Source organism: Arthrobacter sp. Dra40, assembly GCF_059091905.1.
The window spans coordinates 1-25,359 of record NZ_JBNHHB010000007.1; the positions used below are offsets into that span (position 1 = coordinate 1).

Below are 25,359 nucleotides of genomic sequence, written 5' to 3' on the forward strand. Positions count from 1 at the left end.
GCGGTGGACCCGCCCGGGGTCTGCGGCGCGCGGGGGTCGTTTTCGAAAGGATCCGGGGGAAGACTCATGCCAACCATCTTAACCCCTGAAAAAGGAAGGACGACGGCGGAGGCAGCCTCCGGCGTCGTCCTCGCCTTCCGTAGCAGGTGAGTTGGGCTGCTATTTGTTTTTCGCCACAGCCTGGAGGAGTTCCGGCGTGCGGCGGTCGTACCAGCGGCCGCCCAGCACAACGCCGACCACCAGCAGCACCGCACCGAGCACGACGCCGACCAGCAGGGCCAGCCAGCCCCACAGCGCGTCGCCGGTAAAGACGCCGATCAGCGCCAGCACCAACTCCGGCAGCGAGAGCAGCACCAGCACGCCGAGGCCGCCGAGCTGGACCAGCATCATCCGGGCGGTCGAACCGGGCGGGGTCTTGAACGGGCTCTCCCCCGGCAGCGGCACGTTGTAGGTGTACCGGGCCGAGACCACGCTGGACAGGCCCAGTCCGGTCAGCAGCACGCCGAGCGCGACCCCGGACACGGGGGCCAGCAGGTGCCATTCGCCGATGAAGACGAACGGCAGCACGGTCAGCACCACGGTGGCCGGCAGGGCGATCACCGCGCAGGCGACGGCGCGCCCGATCCGGTCGTCCCGGCCGCTCACGCCGGTGCTGACGTGCAGCGCGAACGCCGTGTTGTCGTAGGCGATGTCGGCGGAGATGCCGAAGGAGAGCAGGAAGGCGATCATCGGGCCCAGCCAGAGCATGAAGGTGAAGTCGCCGGCCTGCGAGAGGCCGAAGAAGACGGCCACCGGGATCAGCGGAATGGACACCAGCGACGCGCCGTAGCGCGGATCCTTGAACCAGTAGATCAGCGCGCGCGCCGCCACGGCCCCCGCGGGGGTGGCGGGCATTCGGGAGAACCAGCCCAGCTTGCCGCCGGTTTTGCGCGACACCGCGTTGTACGGCGGAGTCACCAGCGCGCGGGCCAGGCTCAGCTTCCACAGCCAGGCCATCACCACCAGGAAGGCCACCGCGATGAGCAGCCGGGCCGCCGCGGCGCCCCAGTTGCCCAGCGCCAGGTCGCCCGGCACGGCCCAGACCGCGCCCAGCGGCGACCAGGCCAGGCCCTCGGCCAGCGACGGCAGGAAGTCCTGCGAGCTGCGGAAGCCCTCGGTGATGCCGAGCATGATCGGTCCCAGCAGCACCAGCGGGATGATGCCGATGACGCCGCTCATGTCCTTGAACCGGCGCGAGCTGGCCAGCGTGGTGGACGCCGACGTGGTCACGCGGGAGAGCACCACGCAGGTGAGGGTGGCGATCACCGCGCACAGCACGGCGGCCACAAGCGCTACCGGGTGCTGCCACCACGCGGCCGCCTGACCCAGCGCTGCCACCAGGGTCACCACGCCGGGGATGCCCACGAGGCCGCCGATGGCGAGCCCCAGCAGCAATTGCCGCATGGGCACGGCGTAGGTGACGAAGCGGGCCGGGTCCAGCGTCATGTCCACGCCGGTGGCCATCATCGGGATCAGAGCCCAGCCCAAGAAGGCCGCGGTGCCGCCCAGCACCACCACCATGCGAGCCATCTCCGGCTCGGTGTAGCTGAGGAAGAACAGTCCGGAGATCAGCAGTGCCAGCATGCCGATGGCGTACAGGCCGCCGAGGATCACGCCGACGAGCTGCCATGGGCTGCGTTTGAAGCCGTTGCGCAGCAGCGTCAGCTTCAGCCTTACGAGGTGCGCAACCACTCGAGCCCCTCCGCCTGGGTCCGGCCGCCGACCAACTGGACGAATCGCTCTTCCAGGCTGGCACCGGCGCGGACCTCGTCCACGGTCCCGGCGGCCAGCACGTTGCCGCCGGCGATGACCGCCACGTGGTCGCACATGCGCTGGACCAGGTCCATCACGTGGCTGGAAACGATCACCGTTCCGCCGGAGGCCACGTAGTCGTGGAGGATGTCGCGGATGTTCGCGGCGGAGACCGGGTCTACCGCCTCGAACGGTTCGTCCAGCACCAGCAGCTTGGGCGCATGGATCAACGCCGTGGCCAGCGCGACCTTCTTGGTCATGCCGGCGGAATAGTCCACCACCAGGGTGCCGGCGTCATTGGTCAGGTCCATCGCCCGCAGCAGGTCCGGTACCCGCGCGGCCACCGTCTCCCGGTCCATGCCGCGCAGCAAACCGGCGTAGGTGACCAGTTGCTCGCCGGTCAGCCGGTCGAACAGCCGCACGCCGTCGGGCAGCACGCCCATCAGGCGCTTGGCTTTCAGCGGCTCGGCCCAGACGTCCACCCCGTGCACCCACACCTGGCCGTAGTCGGGCCGGAGCAGGCCGGTGGCCATGGAGAGCGAGGTAGTCTTGCCGGCGCCATTGGGGCCGACCAGTCCGTAGAAGGACCCGGCCGGCACGTCCAGGTTGACGCCGTTGACGGCGATCTTCTCGCCGAACCGCTTGGCCAGGCCGCGCACGGCCAGGGCGGGAACGGGAGCCTGGGCACCGTAGGCGGGGGCCGGAGCCTGGGCACCGCCGGCGGGCGCAGGCGGCTGGCCGGGGTTCTGGTCGTCCGGCTGCTGGACCGGTGGATGTGATGGGTGCGAAGTCATACTGCCACGTTAACAACGCGGCGTCCGCGCGGGCATCATCCGCAAGGACTAATAATTCTCCGTCACCGCGGCACGCTCGTACTGCGGCGCCCACGCCAGGTCGTGTCCCAGTTCGACGGCGGCGCGCTGCCACCAGTGCGGATGGCGCAGGGCCGCGCGCGCCAGCAGCACGGCGTCGGCCGAGCCCTCCCTAATGACCGCGTCGGCCTGCGCCGGCGTGGTGATGAGCCCGACGGCGCCGGTCGGCACGCCGGACTGGCGGCGGATGGCGGCAGCGAAAGGCACCTGGTAGCCGGGGCCCAGCGGAATCTTCACGCCGTGCACCGCGCCGCCGCTGGACACGTCCACCAGGTCCACGCCGCGGGCGGCCGCCTGGGACACCACGTCGGCCACCGCTTCCGGCCCCAGGCCGCCGTCCGCCCAGTCGCTGGCGGAGACACGCAGCAGCAGCGGCATGGCATCCGGGATCACGCCGCGGACCGCCTCCACCACCTCCAGCAGCAGGCGCGCACGGTTGGCCGCCGACCCGCCCCACTCATCGGTCCGGGTGTTGACCAGCGGGGACAGGAACTGGTGCAGCAGATAGCCGTGGGCGCCGTGGATCTCCATCGTGTCGAACCCCGCCCAGACCGCACGGGCCGCCGCGTCGCGGAAGTCGGAGACGATCTGCCGGATGCCCGACTCGTCCAGCGCCGCCGGCGCAGCGTAGCGGCCGAAGGCCTCGGTCGTCGGAGCGACGGTCTGCCAGCCGCCCTCGGCGTGCGGGACGGAACCGGATTCCCGGGCAAACGGTGCGTAGGTCGAGGCCTTGCGCCCGGCGTGGGCCAACTGGATGCCGATCTTGGTGTCCGCCGAACCGTAACGGTGCACGAACTCCGTGATCCGGCTCCACTCCTGCGCCTGCGCGTCGGTCCAGATGCCGGTGTCCTGCGGACTGATCCGGCCGGTGGCGTTGACCGCCGTCGCCTCGGTGAGAATCAGTGCCGCGCCGCCGGCGGCGAACTGGCCCAAGTGCATCAGGTGCCAGTCGTTCGGCGTTCCCGGTGCATCGTCCCGGCGGACCGAATACTGGCACATGGGCGCCACCCAGCCGCGATGGGCCAGCTGCAGTCCGCGCAGCCGTATGGGGTCGAACAGGCCGCCGGCTGAAGCCTGCACCATTTAGAAGAGCGCCCGCGCCAAGGCCTGACGTGCCTTGGAGACCCGTGGGTCGGAGCTGCCCACCACATCGAACAGTTCCACGATCCTGGCCCGGGCCGCTTCCCGTTCGTCTCCGGCGTGCCGGCTGATGAAGCCGACCAGCCGCGCAAAGGCGTCCTCGACATGCCCGCCGGACACGTCCAGGTCGGCTACCGCCAGCTGTGCCTCCAGGTCGTCGGGCTTGTCGGCGGCGGCGCGGCGCAGCTCATTGGCATCGGCACCCTGGAGCCGCTTCAGCAGCTGCACCTGATACAGCCCCGTGCGGGCCTCGTTATCGGCCGGCTGCTCGGCCAGCGCCTTCTGGTACGCCGCCGCTGCCCGGGCGTAATCGCCGGCCTCGATGGCATCGAATGCTTCCTGATGCAGCGGCGGCAGCGGCTTCTCTTCCTCGGCCGGAGCGTCCGCCGCGCCGGGAGCCGTGCCGGTCACGCCGTTGGCCTGTGCCACCTTGAGCAGCTCGTTGACGAACTGCCGGAGCTCGTCGGCCGACGCCGCGCCTTGGAACAGCGGGATCGGCTGCCCCTTCAAGAGCGCGACGGCGGCCGGCACGCTCTGCAGCTGGAAGGCCTGGGCGATGCCGGGACTGGCGTCGACGTCCACCCGTGCCAAAACAAACCGGCCGGCAAATTCGTTGGTCACCTCGGCCATGGCGGAGGACAACTGCTGCGCCAGGTCGCTCCACGATGCGGTCAACTCCACGATCACGGGTACCTGGGCGGACAGTTGGACGAGCGCCTGGAAGCTCTGCTCGTTCACCTCGACGATGTAGCCTGCGGTGTCGCCGTCGCCCGCTGCCGGCGCTCCGGCGGCCGCGGCCGGCGCACCCGGAACCGGTTGCTGCGGCTTTTTCAGTGCCGACAGGTCAACGGCGCCGCGCAGGCTGACGGAAGACGGCGCGGGGCCCTGCTCTGGAGTTGGAGTGGTCATAGCATCACACTAATACGTCTCGGTGGGCGTCAGGAATTGCGGGCGGCAAGCGACGCTGCCCGGCCGGGTTGTCCGGCCGGGCAGGCTCTACTTCAGCTTGGCGTCCACCAGGCCCTGGGCCACTCCCACCACGGTGAGCTTTTCCTCGGAGCCGGCCGGCGGCACGCGCAGGAAGACTGCTTCGCTGTACGTGACGTCCACGCCTTCGGTGGTGGAGTCCTCCCCCGCCAGCGCCGCGAACTCGGGCGAGAGTTCCACGGTGGCGCCGGCCTCGTCCGGCACGCTTCTGGTCACCGACTTGATGTGGCCGAACACCACGGCGCCGCCGTCGGCCGTGCGCAGCGCGCTCAGCGATTTGTCGTCGACGCTGCGGCGGAAGGAGATGTCCGCGCTCTTGTTGGATTTGACCTGGTCCTTTTGAATCTTTTGGATCTGGTCGGAGAAGGTGTTCTTGCCAATCTTGTTCTGGTGTTTGCCGCTATCCAGGTTCTCGGCGACCATCTTCACGGCCGTCTGCGGCGAGTAGAGCAGGCCGTCCTCGGCATCCAGCGGAACGGCCGGCGTGCCGCCGCTCTCGGTGGAGACCTGCGGGAACGTTGTTCCCGGCAACATCTGCAGCGCACCCACCATCCGGTAGTTCGAACGGGGATCCTGCTGCGTCAGCACGATCACCTGCGGCACCGGGTTGTCCTCGCCTTCGGTCACCGTCACCACGGTCCGCGGCCACTCGGCACTGGTGCTGACCATCGAGGCCAGGATCGGTCCGGCGGCCACCGGAACCGGAGCCGCCGCGTTGCCGTTTTCGGCCCGCACCGTGTAATTGGCCTCGCGGACCGTCAGCGCCGCCCCGCCGACGCGGGGCTCGAGCTTGCCGGCGTCCCGCGCCTTGTCGGCATCCGACACTGACGCCGCCACGGAATCCATGATCCGGGTCAACTGGCTCTCCAGCACTACCGGGGTGCCGGCTGCTTCCTCGGCTTCCGGGGAAGCAGCCGCCTGCGCGGGCAGCACTGTGCCGGCGGCAAGCACGACGGCGGTGCCCGCCGCGGCGGCGGCACGCAGGCCGAGCGCGGGGCGGACCATCAAGGCACGGCGGCCCGAGGGACGCGAGCCCTCCTCCGGATTCTCCGTGCCGGGCCTTGCCGGCGCGGCTTCACTAGCGCGGCCGGCCGGCGCGGCGGCGTCGGTCTCGGCCAGCGGCGCGGTCGCCGGGGCGGCGACGGTCCGCTTGCCGGTTCCGCTGCCGGGGCCCGAGTCGTTGCCCGAGCCGATGCCCGGCGAGTCGTTGCCCGGGGTCTGGCGGTTCGGACGGCGGGACACTACGGCCATCGCCACGCCGAGTACCACCAGCAGGGCGCCCAGGATGATCAGGGCAAGCGACCACGGGACGGACGTGTCGTTCGGCCAGGTGACGGTCACATTGGTCGGAGCCGGCGCGCTGCCGTCCGAGGCCAGCAGGATGGACCACTCGCCGTCGGCCGGAGCCTGCCAACGGTGCTGAATGCTGCCCTCGGCCTGCTCTTCGCTTACCCAGAGGTCGGATCCGGCCGGATTCGGCACCTTGGCATCGCCCTCGGTCACGGTCCCCCGCAGCTGGCCGTCCTCGATGCCGGTCAGGGAGGTGTGCGCGGCCTTCCCGACCCAGGCGTCGACGTCGCCGGCCCGGCCGATGGCCAGCAGGAAGTCGCCCTCGGCCTCCACCGAAACGTCCACTTCTTCCCCGTGGATACCAAAGACTTCCGGTTCAATCACGGTGACCGGCGCGGTGGCGTCCGCCGCGTAGCTGGCGGATGCCCGCTCGGGCGGGGCCCAGACGGTGCGCTGGGCGATGCCCAGCGCGATGGCCAACAGTCCGATCACCATCAGGGCCACGGAAATCTTGAAACGCACAAAAATACCAATCGTCGATCGTGCAGGAAGGAAGGGCCGCGGGTCCGCCCAAGCCTATACGGCCGGAGCGGTTGCCCGGCGTCGGTTAAACTTTATAACCCTATGGTAACGAACCGTCTCGCGGTCCGCGTGGAGCCGGATCCCGCGCCGGCCCACGCCGGTCCTATTGCCTGACCTCATCCGCTGCAGCGCCGCGCCATACTGGTAGTCTTTCGCTCAGAATCGACCATCCTGCGCCGTTGCTGCCTACCGCGACACAGAAGCGCCCGCCCGCAGCTTCAGCGGCTGCAGGCGTAAGAGAGGATGCTGCGTGAACGAACACCGGGACGGTCCGATGCCCGGCGCGGGCAACGGACAGGATGCCGAAGACCATCGGGCGGCCGCCGATTCTCCGGCCCAACCTCCGGCCTCGGCGCCCGTGACGGCTGCACGCCAGCGCGCGGTCCTGAGCGCCCTCGGGCGCATCGGAGCCTCCATGCCCCGCGCCAGGCCCCGCGTCCGGTTCGAAATGCCGCCCGAGTCGGATCCGCCGACTGCTACTCCCTCGGGGCAGGTCGGCACAGACATGTCCCCTGCGCGGCATCCGATCCATTTCGGGTTCATGGCAACGGTCGGCGTCGGTTTCGCCCTGCTGCTCTACTTTGTGCTCATCAACGTTGGTGCTTTGCTGGCGTGGATTGCGGCGGCCCTGTTCATTGCCCTGGGGCTCGACCCGATCGTCCGCTGGCTGGAACGCAAGGGTCTCCCGCGACCGGCCGGCGTCATCATTGTGGTGCTGATCCTGGCGGGTTTGGTCGCCGCCTTTATCTCCACGCTGATCCCGACCATCGTCAATCAGACCACCCAGATCGTGGCCAACGCCCCGCGCTATGTTGACGACTTCCTGAACTCGGCCGTCTTCCAGAGCGTCGATGAGCAGTTCCAGGTCCGAGAGCGCATCGACGTGGAACTGGCCAAGTTCTTTGCCAATTCTGAGAACGTCACCGGCATCTTCGGCGGCGTCCTTGGCGTCGGGGGTGCCGTCCTCCAGGGTGCCTTCGGGGCGCTGATCGTGCTGGTGCTCACGCTGTACTTCCTGGCGTCGCTTCCGGCGCTGAAGATTTGGGCCTACCGGTTGGCCCCACGGTCCAGGCGGCAGCAGGTGCAGCGCCTGTCCGAAGAGATCAGCAGCAGCGTGGGCAGCTACGTGATCGGACAGGCCTGCGTGGCACTGATCAACGCAACCGTGGCCTTCATCGCCATGTCCATTGCCCAGGTGCCGTTCACCGCCCTGCTGACGTTCGTCGTCGCCCTGCTAGCGTTCATCCCGCTGATCGGTGCTGTGATTGCCGGGGCGCTCGTCTCGCTGGTGGCCCTGACCGTCAGCTGGCAGACGGCGGCGCTGTTCGCCGTCATCTACTTTGCGTATCTGCAGATCGAGGCCTATTTCGTGTCGCCGCGCGTCATGCAGCGGGCGGTTGCGGTTCCCGGGGCGGTCGCGGTGATCGCCGTGATTGCCGGCGGCTCGCTGCTGGGCGTCCTGGGCGCGCTGATGGCGATTCCGGTCGCGGCAGCGGTGATGCTGCTGCTGAAGGACGTCTTTATTGTGCGGCAGGACCGCAACTGAACTCACCGCTCAGCGGTAACGGAAACTGCGGGTCTGCCAGCAGCGCGGGTGCCAGTGCCGCCGCTCGGCCAGCGCCGTCTCGCCGCCGAACAAGGAATCGGCGCGCCAGGCCACCAGGTGCTCCATTCCGGGGCCGATCGTGCGGTGACAGCCCGGGCAGGTGTAGTACTTGGCGGCGTTCGAGCCGGTGATCCGCCGGACGTTCCACTCTCCGTCGGGGGCGTTCTGGCGCTCGGGGATGCCGGCGCGGGCGCGGTCCAGGTCCAGCTCGCTTTCCCGCGTCCACTTGCTGCTGCCCGTCCCCGAACGGCGGCGCGGACGGTTGGATCGGGGCATGGCATCCATTCTGCCCCACCGCCGCGGCCCGGGCCGAACCACCCACCCGGCAGAAGGTAAAGTGGCCTACTGTGCGTCTTGTCATTGCCCGCTGCTCCGTCGATTACATCGGCCGCCTCCGCGCCCACCTTCCGCTGGCCACGCGCCTGTTAATGGTGAAGGCGGACGGCTCCGTCCTGATCCATTCCGACGGCGGTTCCTATAAGCCGCTCAACTGGATGAGCCCGCCGGCCACGCTGCGTGTTGCCGACCCGGAAACTGACGACGCAGAGTCCGGCGTCCAGGAAGTCTGGCACGTCCAGCACGCCAAGAGCGATGACCGCCTGGTGATCAGCATCCACGAGCACCTGCACGAGTACAGCCACGACTTGGGCGTCGACCCGGGGCTGGTCAAGGACGGCGTGGAGGCCGATCTGCAGCGCCTGCTGGCGGAGCAGATCCATCGCCTCGGCCCGGGCCACACGTTGGTGCGGCGCGAATACATGACGGCGATCGGTCCAGTGGACATCCTCGCCCGCAACGCCGACGGCGGCACCGTGGCCGTTGAGCTCAAGCGGCGCGGCGACATCGACGGCGTGGAACAGCTCACCCGCTACCTGGAACTGCTTAACCGCGATCCGCTGCTGGCCCCGGTCAAGGGGATCTTCGCCGCGCAGCAGATCAAGCCGCAGGCGCGGGTGCTCGCCACCGACCGCGGCATCTCCTGCCTGACCCTGGACTACGACGAAATGCGCGGCGTGGACGACGCCGAGTCCCGCCTGTTCTGAGCCGGCGGCCTCCCCATCAGCTGCAGGAGCAGGCGCCAGCCTAGAATCGGAGCATGAGCTCCCCCGGGCAGGCCGGTCCGCAACCGCAGTACGTCCGGGGCCGGATCGTCTCGTCAGGAACCACGCTCGACGACGGCGTCGTCGCCTTTACGGGCGACCGGATCCACTATGCCGGCCCCGCCTCGCATTTCGACCCCGCGGGCTGGCGCCAGGTTGACCTCCCGGCGGAGAGCCTGTTGCTACCCGGGCTGATCGACACCCACTGCCACGGAGCCTCCGGCGGCGACTTCTCCTCCGCAGACGAGGAGGGCGCCCGGCGCGCAGCCGGCTTCCTGCATCGCAGCGGCACCACCACCGTGGTGGCCAGCGCCATGGCCGGTTCCCGGGACAACATGCTGGCGACCGTGCGGCTGCTGGGAGCACTGTCCCGCGAGGGAGTGCTCGCCGGCGTCCACGCCGAAGGCCCCTTTCTCTCGCCAGCACGCTGCGGCGCGCAGAACCCCGACAATCTACTCGCACCGGACGCCGGCTTTGCCGCCGAGCTGGTCGAGGCCGCCGGCGGCCAGCTGGTCTCGATGACCTACGCCGCGGAGCTGGACGGTGCCGACGAACTGGTTGATCTGCTCACCGCGCTCGGCGTGACGCCGTCCCTCGGGCATACCGACGCCGATGCCGCAACGGCCGCCGCCTCGCTGGCCCGCGCGGCGGAGGGTTTGGCGAAGGCCGGCGTGGACCGGGACCGCCGGCGCCCTCTGGTCACGCACTTGTTCAACGCGATGCCGCCCCTGCACCACCGCTCCCCCGGTGCCGCGGCAGCCTGCTTGCGCGCCGCCGCAACGGGGCGCGCCGCCGTCGAACTCATTGCCGATGGAATCCATCTGGACCCGGAGACCGTGCTGACCGTTTTCGACCTGGTGGGCGGCGCCAACATCGTGTTGGTGTCCGATGGGATGGCGGCCACGGGGCTGGGCGACGGCGGGTATGTGCTGGGCGCCAACGATGTGAGCGTCAGGGGCGGCATTGCCAGGGTGGCCGCCAGCGGCGCGTTGGCCGGCGGCACGGCCACTCTCCTGGACTGCGTGCGCAGTGCGGTCGCTGCCGGGGTCCCGCTGGAAACCGCCGTTTTCTCCGCCTCCGCCGTGCCGGCCGCGGTGCTGGGGTTGGCAGGGGAAGCCGGCGTACTGTCCATCGGATTCAGGGCCGACCTCCTGGCGACCTCCGGAGACTTGGCCTTGACCGCGGTGTTGCGCGGGGGACGCTGGCTCGACTTACCGCCGCGCTGAACCACACGGCGGGCTTTTACCACGAATCGAACTCTTCCTTAATTTTAGATTGAATCGCCCTTTGTACCGTTGACCGCCCATGTTGCTTATGTGATGCTTAACTCAGTCTTTGTGTAGGTGATGTTTTTCATGCTCGCAAGACATGTTGCGAGTGTGAAGCTCCTCAGCGTCCGGCCCGAGGGCCTTGTTGTTCGGATCTTCCACGGAGTAACCGGGTTGGTACGAGGTGTACCGGCTTGATTCTGTTCCACGATGAGGAGATTTAAATGGCACAGGGGACCGTCAAGTGGTTTAACGCGGAAAAGGGCTTCGGCTTCATCACTCCGGATGAGGCAGACGGAGATGTCTTCGTTCACTACTCCGAGATCCAGTCGGGCGGCTTCAAGACGCTCGATGAGAACCAGCGTGTGAGCTTCGAGATCGGCCAGGGAGCCAAGGGCCCGCAGGCCACCGGCGTCACTGTCATCTAGCTTCGGCTTCAGCACCGCGCGGCCCACGGCAGCGCACCGCCAGCAGAACCCCTTCGGACGGATCCGGAGGGGTTCTGCTGTTTCCGGTGTCAGGCCGGCAACTTCGGCGACCCCAGCCGGACCACGTCTCCGCCCAAGGACCGCAGCCGCTCGTCGAACCGCTCATACCCCCGGTCGATGTGCTCCACCCCGTGGACCTCGGTGGTACCTTCGGCCACGAGCCCGGCGATCACCAGAGCGGCTCCGGCACGGATGTCGTTGGCTTCAACCGGGGCACCGGACAGCTGCGGGACGCCCTTGATCAGCGCATGGTGCCCGTCCAGCCGCACCACCGCGCCCAACCGGGACAGTTCGGAGGTGAACCCCCAGCGCGCTTCGAAGACGTTTTCCGTCACCATCCCGTGCCCGTTGGCTACGGCGTTCAAGGCGACGACGAACGGCTGCAGGTCCGTGGGGAAGCCCGGATACGGCAGCGTGGAAACGTTGATCGGGTCCGGACGCTGCGGTCCTTCCACCGTGAAGCCGTCGTCCCGGCGGGTAATCCTGCAGCCGGCCTGGGCCAGTTTGTCCAGCACCACGGCCAGGTGGCCAGGGTTGGACTTGGCCACATCCACGGTTCCGCCGGTGATGGCAGCGGCAAAGGCCCAGGTGCCGGCAACAATGCGGTCGGGCACGGTGCTGTGGCGCACCGGGTGCAGGCGCTCGACGCCGGTGACCACCAGGGTTGGCGAACCAATCCCGTCGATCCGCGCGCCCATAGAGACCAGCAGGTCGGCAATGTCGGTAATCTCCGGTTCCCGCGCGGCATTGTCGATCACCGTCACTCCCCGGGCCAGCGTTGCCGCCATCATCAGGTTCTCGGTAGCCCCGACCGACGGATAGGGCAGGCGGTGGTGGGCGCCGTGCAGTCCGTTCGGCGCCTTGGCCACCAGATAACCGTGGTCGATGCTGATCCGCGCACCCATTTGCTCCAGCCCGGACCGGTGCATATCCAGTCCACGACTGCCGATGGCGTCTCCCCCGGGCAGCGCCACCTCGGCCTGGCGGCAGCGGGCCACCAGCGGCCCCAGCACGGAAATGGAGGCCCGCATGGCGCGGACCAGGTCGTAGTCCGCCTGGTGCGCCGGCGCGGTCGGCACGTCGATGTGGACGCTGGCACCGTCGACGTCGTAGTCCACCGCGCAGCCGAGCCGGCGCAGCAGTTCGGACATGATCCAGACGTCCTGGATATCCGGCACATTGGTGATCGTCGATCGGCCTTCCGCCAGCAGCACTGCTGCCATCAGCTTCAAGACGCTGTTTTTGGCGCCCGAGACCTCCACCCGCCCGTTGAGCGTGCTGGGTCCGCGCACCACGATCACCTCATCCATGAATTCCATCCTACGGTTGTGGCACGACTGTGCTGGTTAAACGGCTGACGGCGCGGCTCCCGGGGGAACCGCGCCGCCAGATTCAGGACTAGCGCCAGGTGCCGATGCCGATCACCGGTCCGGCTTCCAGCCACGACGACAGACCTGCGTAGACGTCGAACGTCATCGCCATGGACAGGTCCTGTTTTTCATGCGTCAGCATCACGACGATCGCACCGGGCTGAATCTTTGCCCGTTCGGCTTCGGTCGGCTGCCGCCATCCCTGCAATTCCAGCGAGCTGCGCCGGAACCTGTAGCGCGGCTTGGGACTTAACGACAGCAGGCGCAGCCATTCCAAATGGGTGTCCGTATAACGACAAACCCCCATCTGCCAGCTGCCGGGCAGCATGGCGATGGAGGCGTCGAAGGTGCCCAGAGTGCGCCGCAGTTGATAGCGGCGCACCCCGAAGGCAATCAGTGCCAACACCAGCAGCAGGAACACTGCGGCCAGAATGGCGAACGTGATGTCGAGACCGTTCACCGGCGGCTAGCGGGTCGCCGTGGCCTCGTCGCCAGCCGTCGCATTGTCTGCGACGATGACAACCCGGTTGCTGTCGACGGAGAAGAACCCGCCGTCGACATTCACGGTGATGCGGTCACCAGAAACCGGCTCGATGGCCAGCTCGCCGGCGGCCAGGACCGCCAGCACCGGGGTGTGCCCGGGCAGGATCCCGATTTCGCCGTCGCTGGTCCGCGCCTTGACCATTGTTGCCTGGCCGGACCACACGAAGTGGTCCGCCGCGACAATCTCAACTTCCAGTTCAGCAGAATTATTAGCCACAGGCCTTACTTCCCGGTCTGTTCCTGGATCTTGGCCCACTGGCGCTCAACATCATCCAGGCCGCCGACGTTGAAGAAGGCCTGCTCGGCGATGTGGTCGAGCTCGCCGTCGCAGATGGCCTTGAAGCCCTCCACGGTGTCCTTGATGGAAACCGTGGAACCCTCGACGCCGGTGAACTGCTTGGCGGTGTAGGTGTTCTGCGACAGGAACTGCTGAATGCGGCGGGCGCGTGCGACGACAATCTTGTCTTCTTCGCCCAGTTCATCGATGCCGAGGATGGCAATGATGTCCTGCAGTTCCTTGTTCTTCTGCAGGATCTGCTTCACGCGGACAGCGGTGTTGTAGTGGTCCTGTCCGATGTACTGCGGATCCAGGATGCGCGACGTCGAGGTCAGCGGATCCACGGCCGGGTACAGGCCACGCGAAGCGATTTCACGGGAAAGTTCCGTGGTCGCATCCAGGTGGGCGAAGGTGGTCGCCGGAGCCGGGTCGGTGTAGTCATCCGCGGGGACGTAGATCGCCTGCATCGAGGTGATCGAGTGGCCCTTGGTGGAGGTGATGCGTTCCTGCAACACACCCATCTCGTCGGCCAGGTTCGGCTGGTAGCCCACGGCCGAGGGCATACGGCCCAGCAGCGTGGAGACCTCGGAACCAGCCTGGGTGAACCGGAAGATGTTGTCGATGAACAGCAGCACGTCCTGCTTCTGAACATCGCGGAAGTACTCCGCCATGGTCAGGGCAGACAGGGCCACGCGCAGTCGCGTTCCCGGCGGCTCATCCATCTGGCCGAACACCAAGGCGGTGTCCTTGAGCACGCCGGCTTCTTCCATTTCCACCCAGAGGTCGTTGCCCTCACGGGTACGCTCGCCGACGCCGGCGAACACGGAAGTACCGCCGAAGTTGCGGGCCACACGGGTGATCATTTCCTGGATCAGCACGGTCTTGCCCACGCCGGCGCCGCCGAACAGGCCGATCTTGCCGCCCTTGATGTACGGGGTCAGCAGGTCGATCACCTTGATGCCGGTCTCCAGCATCTCGGTGGAGCCTTCCAGCTCGGCGAAGTTCGGTGCCTTGCGGTGGATCGGCCAGCGCTCGGTGATTTCCAGCTGGGAGGCTTCGACGTCGAGCGGCTCGCCCAGGACGTTGAAGATGTGGCCCTTGACGCCGTCGCCCACGGGCACGGTGATCGGGGAGCCGAGGTCCTGCACCGTGGTGCCGCGGACCAGTCCGTCGGTGGCCTGCAGCGAGATAGCGCGGACCAGGTTGTCGCCCAGGTGCTGCGCGGTCTCGAAGGTGATGGTGCGGGTCTCGCCGTTGAGGGTGATCTCAGCGGTGAGGGCGTTGTACATTGCGGGGATTGCGTCCGCCGGGAATTCGACGTCGACAACCGGGCCGATGACACGGGCGATACGGCCGGTAGCGCCCGTAGCGACGGAACCGGTTCCGTGCTCGATGGTTTGGGCAGTCATCTTTCTCACTTCTCAGTTTCGATGGCGTGGTTTATGTGTGCTGTTGCTGCAGGGACTGATTAGGACGCTGCCAGGGCGTCCGCGCCACCGACAATTTCGGTGAGTTCCTGCGTAATCTCTGCCTGACGCGCGTTGTTGCGCAGACGCGTGTACTTCTCGATCAGGTCCGTGGCGTTGTCGCTGGCGGACTTCATCGCTCGCTGGCGGGCGGCAAGCTCGCTGGCCGCAGCCTGCAGCAATGCCGCGAAGATGCGCGACTCGATGTAGCGCGGCAGCAGTGCGTTCAGAACCTGTTCGGGCTCCGGCTCGTACTCGTACAGCGGCAGCAGGTCGGTCTCCGCGGTGGCCTCTTCTTCCACAACCTCCAGCGGCAGCAGTCGGATGACCGCAGGCTCCTGGACAACCATGGACTTGAAGCGGGTGTAGACGATGTGAATCTCGTCCACGCCACCGTCCTCGAACGGCGTGTTGAAGTCGGAGAGCAGTTCCTCGCCGATCTCGCGGGCGGTGCTGAACTCGGGAGAGTCCGTACCGCCCGACCAGACCTGCTGGTACTGGATGTTCCGGAAGTCGAAGTAGGCCTGCGCCTTGCGGCCGACCAGGTAGTGGCGGACTTCCTTGCCTTCTCCGTGAAGCAGCTCAGTCAGGGACTGGGCCTGCTTCAGCACGGACGCGGAGTACGACCCCGCCAGACCGCGGTCGGAGGTCAGCACGAGCACGGCGGCCCTGCGGATCTGCTCCGGCTCGGTGGTCAGCGGATGATCGATCTCGGACTGCGAAGCCACAGCAGAAACGGCACGGGTGATCGCATTGGCGTACGGCATCGAAGCCGCGACACGGCTGCGGGCCTTGCCAATGCGTGAGGCGGCGATCAGCTCCATCGCCTTGAAGATTTTCCGCAGCGACGAAGTCGATGCGATCTTCTGGCGGTAGACCCGAATCTGGGCTCCCATACTCTTCCTTTCCTCGTCCTCGGCGGCCGGGCGGGACCGCGGTGTGGTCCCGCCCGATCAACGAAGATGAATTAGCGCTTCTGCCTGACGATCTGTTCCTGGGCAACTTCGTCTTCGGCCAGGGCGTCGTACTCTTCGCGGCCGGCGCCAACCAGACGGTTGTCGCCCTCCCCGAAGAAGCCCTGCTTGAAGTCGACGATCTGCGACTTCAACTCGTCCACCGTGGAATCCTCGAGCAGGTTCGTCTGCGCGATGGTCGTCAGCACCGAGCTGCGGTGCCTCAGGTGCGAGAGGAAGTCGGTCTCGAAGCGGGTGACATCCTCGACCGGAACATCGTCCAAGTAGCCGTTGGTACCGGCCCAGATGGAGACAACCTGATCCTCCATCGGGTACGGCGTGTACTGGCCCTGCTTGAGCAGTTCCATCAAACGGGCACCGCGGGTCAGCTGCTGGCGAGATGCTGCGTCGAGGTCCGACGCGAACATGGCGAATGCCTGCATATCGCGGTACTGGGCCAGGTCCAGCTTCAGGGTGCCGGAGACCTTCTTCATCGCCTTGACCTGTGCTGCGCCGCCCACGCGGGAGACGGACACGCCCACGTCAACGGCCGGACGCTGGTTGGCGTTGAACAGGTCGGACTGCAGGAAGATCTGACCGTCCGTGATCGAGATGACGTTGGTCGGAATGTAGGCCGAGACGTCGTTTGCCTTGGTCTCGATGATCGGCAGGCCGGTCATCGAGCCCGCGCCCAGCTCGTCGGAGAGCTTGGCACAACGCTCCAGCAGGCGGGAGTGCAGGTAGAACACGTCGCCCGGGTAGGCCTCGCGTCCCGGCGGGCGGCGCAGCAGCAGCGACACGGCGCGGTAGGCTTCGGCCTGCTTGGAGAGGTCATCAAAGATGATCAGGACGTGCTTGCCGCCGTACATCCAGTGCTGGCCGATGGCCGAGCCTGCGTAAGGCGCCAAGTACTTGAAGCCAGCCGGGTCGGATGCGGGCGACGCCACAATAGTGGTGTACTCCAGCGCACCCTTGTCTTCCAGGGTCTGGCGAACGGCAGCGATGGTCGATGCCTTCTGGCCGATCGCCACGTAGATGCAGCGGACCTGCTTGGTGACGTCGCCGGACTCCCAGTTGGCCTTCTGGTTCAGGATGGCGTCGACGGCGATGGCGGTCTTGCCGGTCTGACGGTCGCCGATGATCAGCTGGCGCTGGCCGCGACCGATCGGAATCATGGCGTCGATGGCCTTCATACCGGTCTGCAGCGGCTCGTGCACTGACTTCCGCTGGGTGACGCCCGGAGCCTGCAGCTCCAGTGCACGGCGCTCGTTCGACTCGATCGGGCCCTTGTCGTCGATCGGGTGGCCCAGGGGGTCCACGACGCGGCCCAAGTAGGCGTCGCCGACCGGGACGGACAGGATCTCACCGGTGCGGTGAACTTCCATGCCTTCTTCGATGCCGGTGAAGTCGCCGAGGATCACGACGCCGATTTCGCGGGTGTCGAGGTTCTGGGCCAGGCCCAAAACGCCGTTCTCGAAACGCAGCAGTTCGTTTGCCATGACCGAGGGAAGACCCTCGACACGGGCGATGCCATCGCTGGCACTGGTCACGTGGCCGACTTCGACCCGCTCGGCGCTTCCGGGTTCATAGGACGCCGCGAACTCGTTCAGCGCATTGCGGACGTCGTCGGCGTTGATGGTCAATTCGGCCATCTGCAGTCCCTGCTCTCCTGTGTTTGTGATCATCGCGGGGTGCGCGACGACCGGTGTGTAATTCAGTCTGTGTGAGGCTTCCGGTCCCAGTCTCCGTGAGGAAACTACACCGTGAGACTCCTGCGGAGTTCAGCCAGGCGGGAGATCACGGACGCATCCACAACCTCGTCCCCGACCATGACCCGCACGCCGCCAACCAGTCTCGGATCAACGTTGACGTTCATCTTCAGTCCGCGGCCGTACAGCCGGTCAAGGCCGGACTGCAGGCGGGTCGCCTGTTCGCTGGTCAGCGGACGGGTGACGCTGACTTCAGCGATCCAGCGCTGTTGGCGCTTGGCCACCAGCTGGACGAACCGCTCTACCAATGCCGTGGGCTTGATGCCGCGCGGTGCGGACACCGCCTGCCGGATCAGCAGCTGGGCTGCGGGACCCGCGCTTGGCACCAGCTGCAGTGCCAGCGCCGTCTTGGCTTCGTCCGAAGCCTGGGGCTCAACCAAGGCGCGCTGCAGGTCGTGATCCGACCCGACAACGCGGTTGAACGCGAACAGGTCGCGCTCCAGACCTTCGAGTCCGTCTACACCCTGGCCCTTCTCTGCAACGGCGACGGCGGTGGTGGCCGCCAGGGTCTCCAAGGCGTCCCCGATGTCGCGCGCAGAGGCCCAACGCTTAGCAGCCAGCGAGGTGACGATGTCCCGGGCGTCTGCCGAGACCTTCCCCTCGAGGAGACGGCCGAACATCTCGGCCTTCTCTTTGCTGTCGCGCGACGGATCGGTCAGGGCACGGCGCAGTCCGGCATTGCTGTCCAAGACACCCAGGACCCCGAAGAGTTCCTCGGCCAAGGACAGCGAAGCGGTGGGAAGCTTAGCTTCCAGCTCCTGCAGTGCCGCTTTCAGCGACTCGCTCGATACACCGGCCATTATTTAGCAGCACCTGCACTCTGTGACTCAAGGTCGGCAAGGAAGCGATCCACGACGCGCGCAGAACGCTCGTCGTCATTGAGCGCTTCGCCGACGATCTTGCCAGCCAGTTCGGTCGCCAAGAATCCGACCTCGCTGCGCAGCGAAGTCACCGCAGCCTGACGCTCGGCGTCAATCTGGACCTGGGCCTGCTCGCTGATGCGTGCGGCTTCGGACTGCGCCTTTTCCTTGAGCTCCGCCAGGATCTGGGCGCCTTCGGCGCGGGCTTCCTCACGGATGCGGTTGGCTTCCGTGCGGGCGTCCATCAACTGCTGCTTGTACTCGTCCAGTGCAGCGCTGGCTTCAGCCTGAGCTGCCTCCGCCTTAGCGATCCCGCCTTCGATGGCTTCGGTCCGCTCTGCAAACGTCTTCTCAAACGCCGGAACGACGAACTTGGCGACGATGTACATGAGGATCGCGAAGCCGATCAGCGTGACGACGATTTCCCAGACGTTAGGGATCAGAGGATTAGCACCCTCCGCGGCGGCGAGGATCATTGCCTGATTCATATCTCACCCGTCCTATCTATTCGGTGTGGATGGTTCGCGTTGCCTTGATTAGAGGACGAACGCGAACACCAGACCGAGGATGGCCAGAGCTTCAGTCAGCGCCAGGCCCAGGAACGCGATCGGCTGAAGCACGCGCTGTGCCTCCGGCTGGCGGGCAACGCCGTTGATGTAAGCAGCGAACACGAGGCCCACACCGATGGCACCGCCGATAGCGGAGAGACCGTAACCGACGAGGTTGATATTGCCTTCCATTTTTTTCCTTTCAAGATGCCCAGGGGGCAGGTTGTTGGTTCAGGTTCTTCCCCAGAGGGGAAACTTAGTGTTCCTCGGCCAGGGAGCCTTGGATGTAGATCGCGGTCAGCAGGACGAACACGTAGGCCTGCAGAACCTGGATCAGGATTTCGAAGAAGTACATGGCCACGCCACCGGCGAGAGTGAGGATGCCCAGCGGCTTCAACCAGAAATCGGCTTCCACCAGCAGGAACTGGGTGCCCGCTGCGGCCAGCATGATGATCAGGTGGCCGGCCAGCATGGTGGCGAAGAGACGCAGGCTGTGCGTGACCGGGCGGACCAGGAAGGTGGAGATGATCTCGATGAGCACGACCAGCGGCAGGATGGCCTTCGGCACACCGGAAGGCACCACGGCCAGCTTGAAGTAGCCGATGCCGTGCTTCCTGATGCCGAGCACAATCCAGGTGATGTAGACGATGCCGGCCAGGGCGTAGGCCGTTCCCACGTGGGACGGGGTCGGCAGCTGGATCAGCGGGATGGAACCGAAGAGGTTGTTCACCAGGATGAAGAAGAACAGTGCGAACAGGAGCGGCACGAACGGCTTGAAGTCGCGCTCACCGATGATGTCCTTACCCACCGAGTTTCGGACGAAGTTGTAGCTCATTTCGCCCAGGTACTGCAGCTTGCCCGGGACAAGCTGGCGGCGGCGGGAGGCCACGATGAAGAACCAGGAAATCAAGACGACGGACAGCAGGACCAGCAGCATCTGCTTGCCGAAGCCCTCGCCGTAGGGGGCCATCCACGGAAGAATCTCCGGTAGATGCATATCTTCGAGGCTCGGTGGGACGAAGCCACCTTCATTAGCGGCCGCCGGAAGCGCAAGCGCGATCAACGCGTTTCCTCTCTGCAGTGTCCATCTATGGGCGTTTCAGGGTGGATCGCCGTCAAGGCAGGCCACCATATGAAGTTTTCTGACATTTAGGTGTGGTCCCCCGGGCCGCCCTCATGGCGACGCCGAGCGCCGCGCGTGAGCTTGTGTTTGCGGGCCAAGTAATATCCGCCTCCAGCGCCTAGAACGGCGCCGGCGAAAATCAGCCAGCGGGTATCCAGCAGATAGTCCAACCCCCAGCCTACCAAACCCCAGGCGATGATCCCGCCAACTATATAGGTCAGGAGGGTGTTGCCGCCTTGGTAGGTGGAGTGGTCGCCGGAACCGTTGTTCGTGGGTCCGGATGAGCCTTTAGCCGCCATGGGAGGACTCCCCCTTCGGCTGCTGCTCACGGTCTTCCGGCGCCGGCTCGGGATCGGCGTACAGCTGATGCCGGGTGCGCGAGAAGGCGAACACTTCTGCTGCCTGCCAGACGACGACGGCGGTAACCGCCGCGACGAAGAACCAGGTGCGCTCCAGCCAGTCCGGCGTCCCAATGAGGAACAGCGCGGCACCGAATCCCACCACTTTGATGACGTAGGTGGCGATGAAGGCACCGATGGCACCGGACGGATTCGACCGACCCACAAAATGGCCCACCAGCAAGCTAATGGCGAAGAACAGCATCACCAGCACGGCGCCGAGCAGGGCGCTCACCGCACCTACTGCGCCGGCCACGATGCCCGCCGTCGCGATGATCAGCACGGCGGCTCCGCCGCTTGCCACCAGGGAAGCGCAAAGGATCTTCAGCCATGGCGACCGGGTCGGACCGGATGCGTCGATGGCTCCGCCGGCGGCAGGAGTGCCGTCGTGGCGGGAAGCGCGCATTGAGTAGTCCGTTTCGGTTGCAGGCGAAGTCAGCTGGCCGGAACCGGCCGGAATAATTCTACATGAGATAGAACTGGCCGACGATTCCGGCCTTGCTGTTACGCTGCGGGGCCCGCAGCGTTCGTTGAGCGCCGGCTGAAGATCACCGGCGAACGTAAATAGAAAACGACGATGGCGGCGCCGGCGGCGATGGCGGCGGCCTTTCCCTTCAGGTCAGATTCGGCGGCCAAGTAGCCGCACAAACCGGTCAGCAGTGAGCAGCCGGTGACCAGCAGCGCCGACTGCAGGTGACTGAAGCCCACGTCCGTCAGCCGCTGGTAGACGTGCGTGCGGTGCGGTGCGTACCACCGCTCCCCCGCACTGATCCGGCGCAGCAGCGTGGCGAGCGTGTCCGCCAAGTAGATGGCCACCGGCCCCAAAAGGTACTCGGCTGGCACACCGTCGAGAAACGCCGTCAGGCCGAGCATGGCCAGCGAGGCGCCCAGCAGGTAGCTGCCGACGTCGCCCAGGAAGACGTTGCCCCGCCCGAGATTCCACGGCAGGAACGCCACGAACGCGGCAGCCACCACGGCACCGCCGACCACCAGCCAGCTGTGGCCGGTGACTGCCCCGATGGCGGCGAACATCAGTCCCTCCGCGGTGCCATGCAGCCCGGAGATCCCGTTGACCCCGTCCATGAAATTGGCGATGTTGATGTAGGCGGCCAGCGCCAGGGCGCCCAGTGGCAGCCACCACCATGTCTGGCCGGTGAGTTCGATGGCCAGCGCTGTTCCGCCGGCGCCGATGCCTAGCTGCAGCGCGGCCCGTCCACGGATGGACAGCCCGCGGAAGTCCTCGACCCAGCCCAGCAGTGCGGCCGCCGCAGCCACCACGGCAACGGCCAGCAGCAACTGCGGTGCTTCCGCAGCACCGCCGAGGCCGGCAATCAGGAGCCCGGCCAGCAGGCCGACGGCGACGGTGATGCCGACGCCGCGGACCACCGCCCGCGTGTGCGAAGAACGTTCATTCGGCACATCAAGCACTCCGTGCCGTTTGAGCAGCGGAATCAGCGCGAACGGCAGCAGCAGGCTCAGCAGAAGGGCCGCAACAACGGCCACCACGGCCGTGGTCACGAGGCCCGCTCCTGCCCGTCGGGCTCAAGGTTGTCGTCCGGGGCAACCGCCAGCGGGACGGTGTCCAGTGCACCGGTGGATGCAGAGACCAGATGCTGCCGGCTCTTCCAGTCGGTCAGGCTCATCCGGTCGGGATCAAGTCCCTGGATGGACGCGTGCGAAATCTTGGGGTGCAGCGGCCGCGAGTCGGTCTCGCCCTCCCCGATCAGGTCTTCGTGCAGCTTCTCCCCCGGGCGCAGGCCGGTGAAGACGATCTCGATGTCCCGGCCTGACATGGCGATCATCCGCTCGGCCACATCCAGGATCTTCACCGGTTCGCCCATGTCCAAAATCAACACTTCGCCGCCGGTGCCGATGGCGCCGGCCTGGATCACCAACTGGCAAGCTTCCGGGATGGTCATAAAGAAGCGGGTGGCTTCGGCATCGGTAACGGTGACCGGACCACCCTTGCGGATCTGCTCGCTGAACAGCGGCAGTACCGATCCGCGGCTGCCCAGCACGTTGCCGAACCGGACGGAGACGTACTTCAGTCCGGTTTGCTGCGCGACCCAGGCTGTCAGCTTCTCAGCTACCCGCTTGGAGTGGCCCAGCACGGTGGTGGGGTTGGCGGCCTTGTCGGTGGAAACATTGACGAAGGTCTCGACCCGGGCAGCGCGTGCAGCACGCAGCACGTTCAGCGAGCCGAGCACATTGGTCTTCCAGGCTTCCTCCGGATACTGCTCCAGCAGCGAGACGTGCTTCAGCGCCGCGGCGTGGAACACCACTTCCGGCTTGCGGTCCAGGAAGATGGCTTCGAGTGCACCGGCGTCGCGGATGTCGGCCAGCACGGTGTCCTTGCCCGTGAGCAGACCCTGTCCGGTGATGGAAATCTGGGTGCCCTGCAAACCGGTCTCGTCACGGTCCAGCATGATCAGTTCGGACGGCTGGAAGGCGTGGATCTGCCGGCAGAGCTCGGAACCAATGGACCCGCCGGCGCCGGTGACCAGCACCCGCCTGCCGGTCACGTAATGGGCGATTTCCTCCACGTGGATATCCACCGGCTGGCGCCCGATCAGGTCTTCAATCGCCACCTCGCGGAAGGAAAAGTCCTGCCGTCCGGTCAGCATGTCCTTCAGCGGCGGCACCACCAAGACCCGCACGTTCAGGCCGGCGATGGTGTCGGAGATCTTGCGCATCTGCACGGAGTCGATGTCCGCGATCGCCACGAGCAGGACGGTTGCCTGGGTGCGCTGCACGATCTCCGGCAGGTCTTCCATCCGGCCCAGGACCGGAACTGACGCGATGCGCAGGTGCTTCTTGGCCGGATCGTCGTCGATCAGCCCCACCGGCAGCCACGGAGAGGCGGGGTCGTTGCTCATCCGGGTCACGATGTTGTTGCCCACAAACCCGGCGCCGAAAATCAGCGTCCGTTCGGCCTGTTCGCCCGGCTTGGCTTTGCTTTCCACATACATCCGCTTCAGGTAGCGCACCGCCGCCATGAACAGACAGGCGAAGGGGAACGCGATCAGGCCGATGCCGCGCGCGATGCCGAGCGAGATGCCGAACGTCAGCAGTCCGAGGGTCAGGATCACGGACACCGAGATGGTCACCATGACCAGCAGCTTGGCCTCGTGGAAACTGCCGAAACTGTAGCGCCCCTTGTACAGTGCGAAGGCGGACCCGACGGCCACCTGGGCCGCTATTGCCAGCGCGCAGAGCAGGATGATGCCGGGAATCTTGGCAGGACTCAGCGTCATCTCGTAGCGCAGGAAAACGGCCAGCAGAATTGCCACGACCCAGGCAAGGGAGTCCAGCAGGATCTGCGACCACAGCCACAGGGCGCGGTCGCTGCTGGCCGTTTTGCCGGCCGGAAGAGCGGAATCGCGGCTCATGCTTCTACCGTCTCCCCGAGGCCCAGGACATCCGGGACGACCGTGCGCAAGGCTTCCAGGCTGATGGTGCCTTCGCGCACCACCCGCAGCGGGCTGGAGGTGCAGTCCACGATGGTGGAAGGCACCGCCGTCGCGCCTTCGGCAGGACGAAAGCCATCTTCCAAATAGACGTCCACCGACTCAGCCAACTGCTCCATGGCCTGCGCGGCCGTCTGCGCCGAGGGTTGGCCGGTGCGGTTGGCGGAGGACACGGCCAAGGGTCCGGTGGCTGCCAGCAGTTCCAGCGCGAGCTCGTCGTCGGGCATGCGCAGGGCGACGGTGCCCTTGGTTTCGCCCAGGTCCCAGGTCAGCGACGGCTGGGCACGGAAAATCAGCGTCAGGCCGCCCGGCCAGAACGCATCGGCGAGGGCGCGGGCTTCGTCGCTCACGTCGGTGGCGAGGCCGTCCATGGTCTGCGGCCGCGGCACCAGCACCGGCGGCGGCATTTTCCGCCCGCGGCCCTTGGCGGCCAGCAGCGTGGCCACCGCCTGGGGCGAGAACGCGTCGGCGGCGATGCCGTAGACCGTATCGGTGGGCATGACAACACACTGCCGGTCTGCGAGGGCGGCTTGTGCGGCAGCCAGTCCCTCGCTGCGGTCAGCGGCGTCGGTGCAGTTGAACGTGGTGCTCACAGTTTCATTGTTCCATTCTCATAACCGTCGAGCGGACGTGGCCCGCTCGCGCCCGGTTAGATCGTACTCGGTAGCCACCTGCTGCCAGCATCCGGCAGCCTGCAGGAGGGACAGCACCGCTGCGGCCTGGACCTCGGCATGCTCCATGATGAAGTAGCCGCCGGGCTTCAACAGTCGCGCAGCGGTTGCCGCGGTGGCGGCCGGCAGCTCCATCCCGTCCGCTCCCCCGCCGTAGAGCGCCATCTGCGGATCGTGGTCGGCGACCTCGGGCTCGCGCGGGACCGCTTCGGCGGGAATGTAGGGCGGATTGGACACGACGACGTCGAAGGTTCCGTCGTGCGCGGACAGCGCGGTGCGCAGGTCCTCCCTGAGCAGGGTGACGCCCAGCGGAGCCAGGTTCCGCTGGGCCCAGGCATGCGCGAGGTCGCTGAGTTCCACCGCGTACACGGTGGCCGAGGGCACTTCGCTGGCGACGGCGGCGGCGATGGCGCCGGAGCCGGTGCCCAGGTCCACGACTTTGGCCGCGGGCAGCGCCAGCGCCTGGTCGATGGCGTGCTGGGCGACGGTTTCGGTCTCCGGCCGCGGCACGAAGACGCCCGGCCCCACCTGCAGTTCAAGGTGCCGGAAGAAGGCCCGGCCGGTAATGTGCTGCAGCGGAACGCGGGTGGCGCGTTCGGCCACCAGGTCCTCAAGTCCGTCCGGAGACTCCGCGTCCATCAGCGCCAGCGCACGGACGCGGCCCAGCGAGACGCCCAGCAGGTGGGCGGCGAGCAATTCGGCGTCCACCCGCGGCGAAGGGACGCCGGCCTCTGCCAGCCGCGCGGCGGCGGCGGAGAGGGCGTCGGCAAGATTCGTGCCGGGCACCGCT

Annotated in this window: 25 protein-coding genes and 1 pseudogene; 4 read left to right on the forward strand and 22 right to left on the reverse strand. The window is 66.9% G+C overall.

The features are described from left to right. Positions 1–159: 159 nt before the first annotated feature. From AC5RWT_RS05335 to AC5RWT_RS05355, 5 genes are all read right to left on the reverse strand, one after another. The gene (locus AC5RWT_RS05335; protein ID WP_494079460.1) at positions 160–1,731 is read right to left on the reverse strand and encodes a transporter; all 1,572 of its coding nucleotides are present in this window, start codon (positions 1,729–1,731) and stop codon (positions 160–162) included. Next, positions 1,713–2,585, reverse strand: a complete 873-nt coding sequence (locus AC5RWT_RS05340) for an ABC transporter ATP-binding protein (protein WP_494079461.1) — start codon at positions 2,583–2,585, stop codon at positions 1,713–1,715. Before AC5RWT_RS05340 ends, AC5RWT_RS05335 begins: the two co-directional genes overlap by 19 nt. A 48-nt stretch (positions 2,586–2,633) precedes the next feature. Next, on the reverse strand, positions 2,634–3,746 hold the full coding sequence (locus tag AC5RWT_RS05345; protein ID WP_494079462.1) for an NADH:flavin oxidoreductase/NADH oxidase: 1,113 nt from the start codon (positions 3,744–3,746) through the stop codon (positions 2,634–2,636). Next, positions 3,747–4,712, reverse strand: coding sequence for a tetratricopeptide repeat protein (locus AC5RWT_RS05350; protein ID WP_494079463.1), 966 nt, complete (start codon positions 4,710–4,712; stop codon positions 3,747–3,749). It abuts the gene before it with no gap. 87 nt (positions 4,713–4,799) lie between these two features. Further along, positions 4,800–6,602: a DUF8094 domain-containing protein gene (locus AC5RWT_RS05355; RefSeq protein ID WP_494079464.1), complete on the reverse strand. Its 1,803-nt coding sequence runs from the start codon at positions 6,600–6,602 to the stop codon at positions 4,800–4,802. Between the two features lie 310 nt (positions 6,603–6,912). Here AC5RWT_RS05355 and AC5RWT_RS05360 point away from each other — a divergent pair, with 310 nt between their 5' ends. Continuing rightward, positions 6,913–8,208 carry an AI-2E family transporter gene (locus AC5RWT_RS05360; RefSeq protein WP_494045685.1) on the forward strand — a complete coding sequence of 432 codons (1,296 nt, stop codon included), beginning with the start codon at positions 6,913–6,915 and terminating at the stop codon, positions 8,206–8,208. Between the two features lie 9 nt (positions 8,209–8,217). On the opposite strand, the gene AC5RWT_RS05365 is transcribed toward AC5RWT_RS05360, so the two are convergent. Then, positions 8,218–8,544 carry an Rv1322 family protein gene (locus AC5RWT_RS05365; protein ID WP_494079465.1) on the reverse strand — a complete coding sequence of 109 codons (327 nt, stop codon included), beginning with the start codon at positions 8,542–8,544 and terminating at the stop codon, positions 8,218–8,220. A gap of 71 nt (positions 8,545–8,615) precedes the next feature. Here AC5RWT_RS05365 and nucS point away from each other — a divergent pair, with 71 nt between their 5' ends. The 3 genes from nucS to AC5RWT_RS05380 all read left to right on the forward strand — a co-directional run bounded on the left by nucS (position 8,616) and on the right by AC5RWT_RS05380 (position 11,064). Further along, positions 8,616–9,311 carry an endonuclease NucS gene (nucS, locus tag AC5RWT_RS05370; RefSeq protein WP_494079466.1) on the forward strand — a complete coding sequence of 232 codons (696 nt, stop codon included), beginning with the start codon at positions 8,616–8,618 and terminating at the stop codon, positions 9,309–9,311. A 53-nt stretch (positions 9,312–9,364) separates the two neighbouring features. After that, entirely contained in the window at positions 9,365–10,594 is a 1,230-nt protein-coding gene (locus AC5RWT_RS05375) for an N-acetylglucosamine-6-phosphate deacetylase (RefSeq protein ID WP_494079467.1), read from the forward strand. Between the two features lie 266 nt (positions 10,595–10,860). Next, positions 10,861–11,064, forward strand: coding sequence for a cold-shock protein (locus tag AC5RWT_RS05380; RefSeq protein WP_136787594.1), 204 nt, complete (start codon positions 10,861–10,863; stop codon positions 11,062–11,064). Positions 11,065–11,153: 89 nt separating this feature from the next. Here AC5RWT_RS05380 and murA read toward each other — a convergent pair whose 3' ends face one another. From murA to prmC, 16 genes and pseudogenes are all read right to left on the reverse strand, one after another. Then, positions 11,154–12,434, reverse strand: a complete 1,281-nt coding sequence (murA, locus tag AC5RWT_RS05385) for a UDP-N-acetylglucosamine 1-carboxyvinyltransferase (protein WP_494079468.1) — start codon at positions 12,432–12,434, stop codon at positions 11,154–11,156. Between the two features lie 88 nt (positions 12,435–12,522). Continuing rightward, positions 12,523–12,954, reverse strand: a complete 432-nt coding sequence (locus tag AC5RWT_RS05390; protein ID WP_494045680.1) for a DUF2550 domain-containing protein — start codon at positions 12,952–12,954, stop codon at positions 12,523–12,525. Positions 12,955–12,960: 6 nt separating this feature from the next. Continuing rightward, a complete protein-coding gene (locus AC5RWT_RS05395; RefSeq protein ID WP_494079469.1) occupies positions 12,961–13,254 on the reverse strand; it encodes a F0F1 ATP synthase subunit epsilon in 294 nt (97 codons plus the stop codon). Positions 13,255–13,259: 5 nt separating this feature from the next. After that, positions 13,260–14,723, reverse strand: coding sequence for a F0F1 ATP synthase subunit beta (gene atpD, locus AC5RWT_RS05400; RefSeq protein WP_494045678.1), 1,464 nt, complete (start codon positions 14,721–14,723; stop codon positions 13,260–13,262). A 59-nt stretch (positions 14,724–14,782) separates the two neighbouring features. After that, positions 14,783–15,676 carry a F0F1 ATP synthase subunit gamma gene (locus AC5RWT_RS05405; RefSeq protein ID WP_494045677.1) on the reverse strand — a complete coding sequence of 298 codons (894 nt, stop codon included), beginning with the start codon at positions 15,674–15,676 and terminating at the stop codon, positions 14,783–14,785. Positions 15,677–15,747: 71 nt separating this feature from the next. After that, positions 15,748–17,385, reverse strand: coding sequence for a F0F1 ATP synthase subunit alpha (gene atpA, locus AC5RWT_RS05410; protein ID WP_494045676.1), 1,638 nt, complete (start codon positions 17,383–17,385; stop codon positions 15,748–15,750). Positions 17,386–17,489: 104 nt separating this feature from the next. Next, a complete protein-coding gene (locus AC5RWT_RS05415) occupies positions 17,490–18,302 on the reverse strand; it encodes a F0F1 ATP synthase subunit delta (protein WP_494079470.1) in 813 nt (270 codons plus the stop codon). Next, positions 18,302–18,850, reverse strand: a complete 549-nt coding sequence (locus AC5RWT_RS05420) for a F0F1 ATP synthase subunit B (RefSeq protein WP_494045674.1) — start codon at positions 18,848–18,850, stop codon at positions 18,302–18,304. Before AC5RWT_RS05420 ends, AC5RWT_RS05415 begins: the two co-directional genes overlap by 1 nt. A gap of 48 nt (positions 18,851–18,898) precedes the next feature. After that, positions 18,899–19,102: an ATP synthase F0 subunit C gene (atpE, locus tag AC5RWT_RS05425; RefSeq protein WP_074701684.1), complete on the reverse strand. Its 204-nt coding sequence runs from the start codon at positions 19,100–19,102 to the stop codon at positions 18,899–18,901. 64 nt (positions 19,103–19,166) lie between these two features. Then, positions 19,167–19,973 (reverse strand): F0F1 ATP synthase subunit A, encoded by an 807-nt coding sequence (atpB, locus tag AC5RWT_RS05430; RefSeq protein WP_494045673.1) that lies wholly within the window; start codon positions 19,971–19,973, stop codon positions 19,167–19,169. 86 nt (positions 19,974–20,059) lie between these two features. Next, complete coding sequence (locus AC5RWT_RS05435; protein ID WP_494045672.1) at positions 20,060–20,332, reverse strand: hypothetical protein; 273 nt, start codon at positions 20,330–20,332, stop codon at positions 20,060–20,062. Then, the gene (locus AC5RWT_RS05440) at positions 20,322–20,837 is read right to left on the reverse strand and encodes a Cg1360 family ATP-synthase-associated protein (RefSeq protein WP_494079471.1); all 516 of its coding nucleotides are present in this window, start codon (positions 20,835–20,837) and stop codon (positions 20,322–20,324) included. Before AC5RWT_RS05440 ends, AC5RWT_RS05435 begins: the two co-directional genes overlap by 11 nt. Positions 20,838–20,935: 98 nt before the next feature. After that, positions 20,936–21,949, reverse strand: a complete 1,014-nt coding sequence (locus tag AC5RWT_RS05445; RefSeq protein WP_494079472.1) for an MraY family glycosyltransferase — start codon at positions 21,947–21,949, stop codon at positions 20,936–20,938. Then, positions 21,946–23,820, reverse strand: coding sequence for a polysaccharide biosynthesis protein (locus AC5RWT_RS05450; RefSeq protein ID WP_494045669.1), 1,875 nt, complete (start codon positions 23,818–23,820; stop codon positions 21,946–21,948). The genes AC5RWT_RS05445 and AC5RWT_RS05450 overlap by 4 nt, the downstream gene beginning before the upstream one ends. 11 nt (positions 23,821–23,831) lie before the next feature. Beyond that, positions 23,832–24,491: pseudogene (locus tag AC5RWT_RS05455) on the reverse strand (L-threonylcarbamoyladenylate synthase); the annotation flags it as partial. An 18-nt stretch (positions 24,492–24,509) separates the two neighbouring features. Next, the gene (gene prmC, locus AC5RWT_RS05460) at positions 24,510–25,355 is read right to left on the reverse strand and encodes a peptide chain release factor N(5)-glutamine methyltransferase (protein WP_494079473.1); all 846 of its coding nucleotides are present in this window, start codon (positions 25,353–25,355) and stop codon (positions 24,510–24,512) included. Positions 25,356–25,359 lie beyond the last annotated feature (4 nt).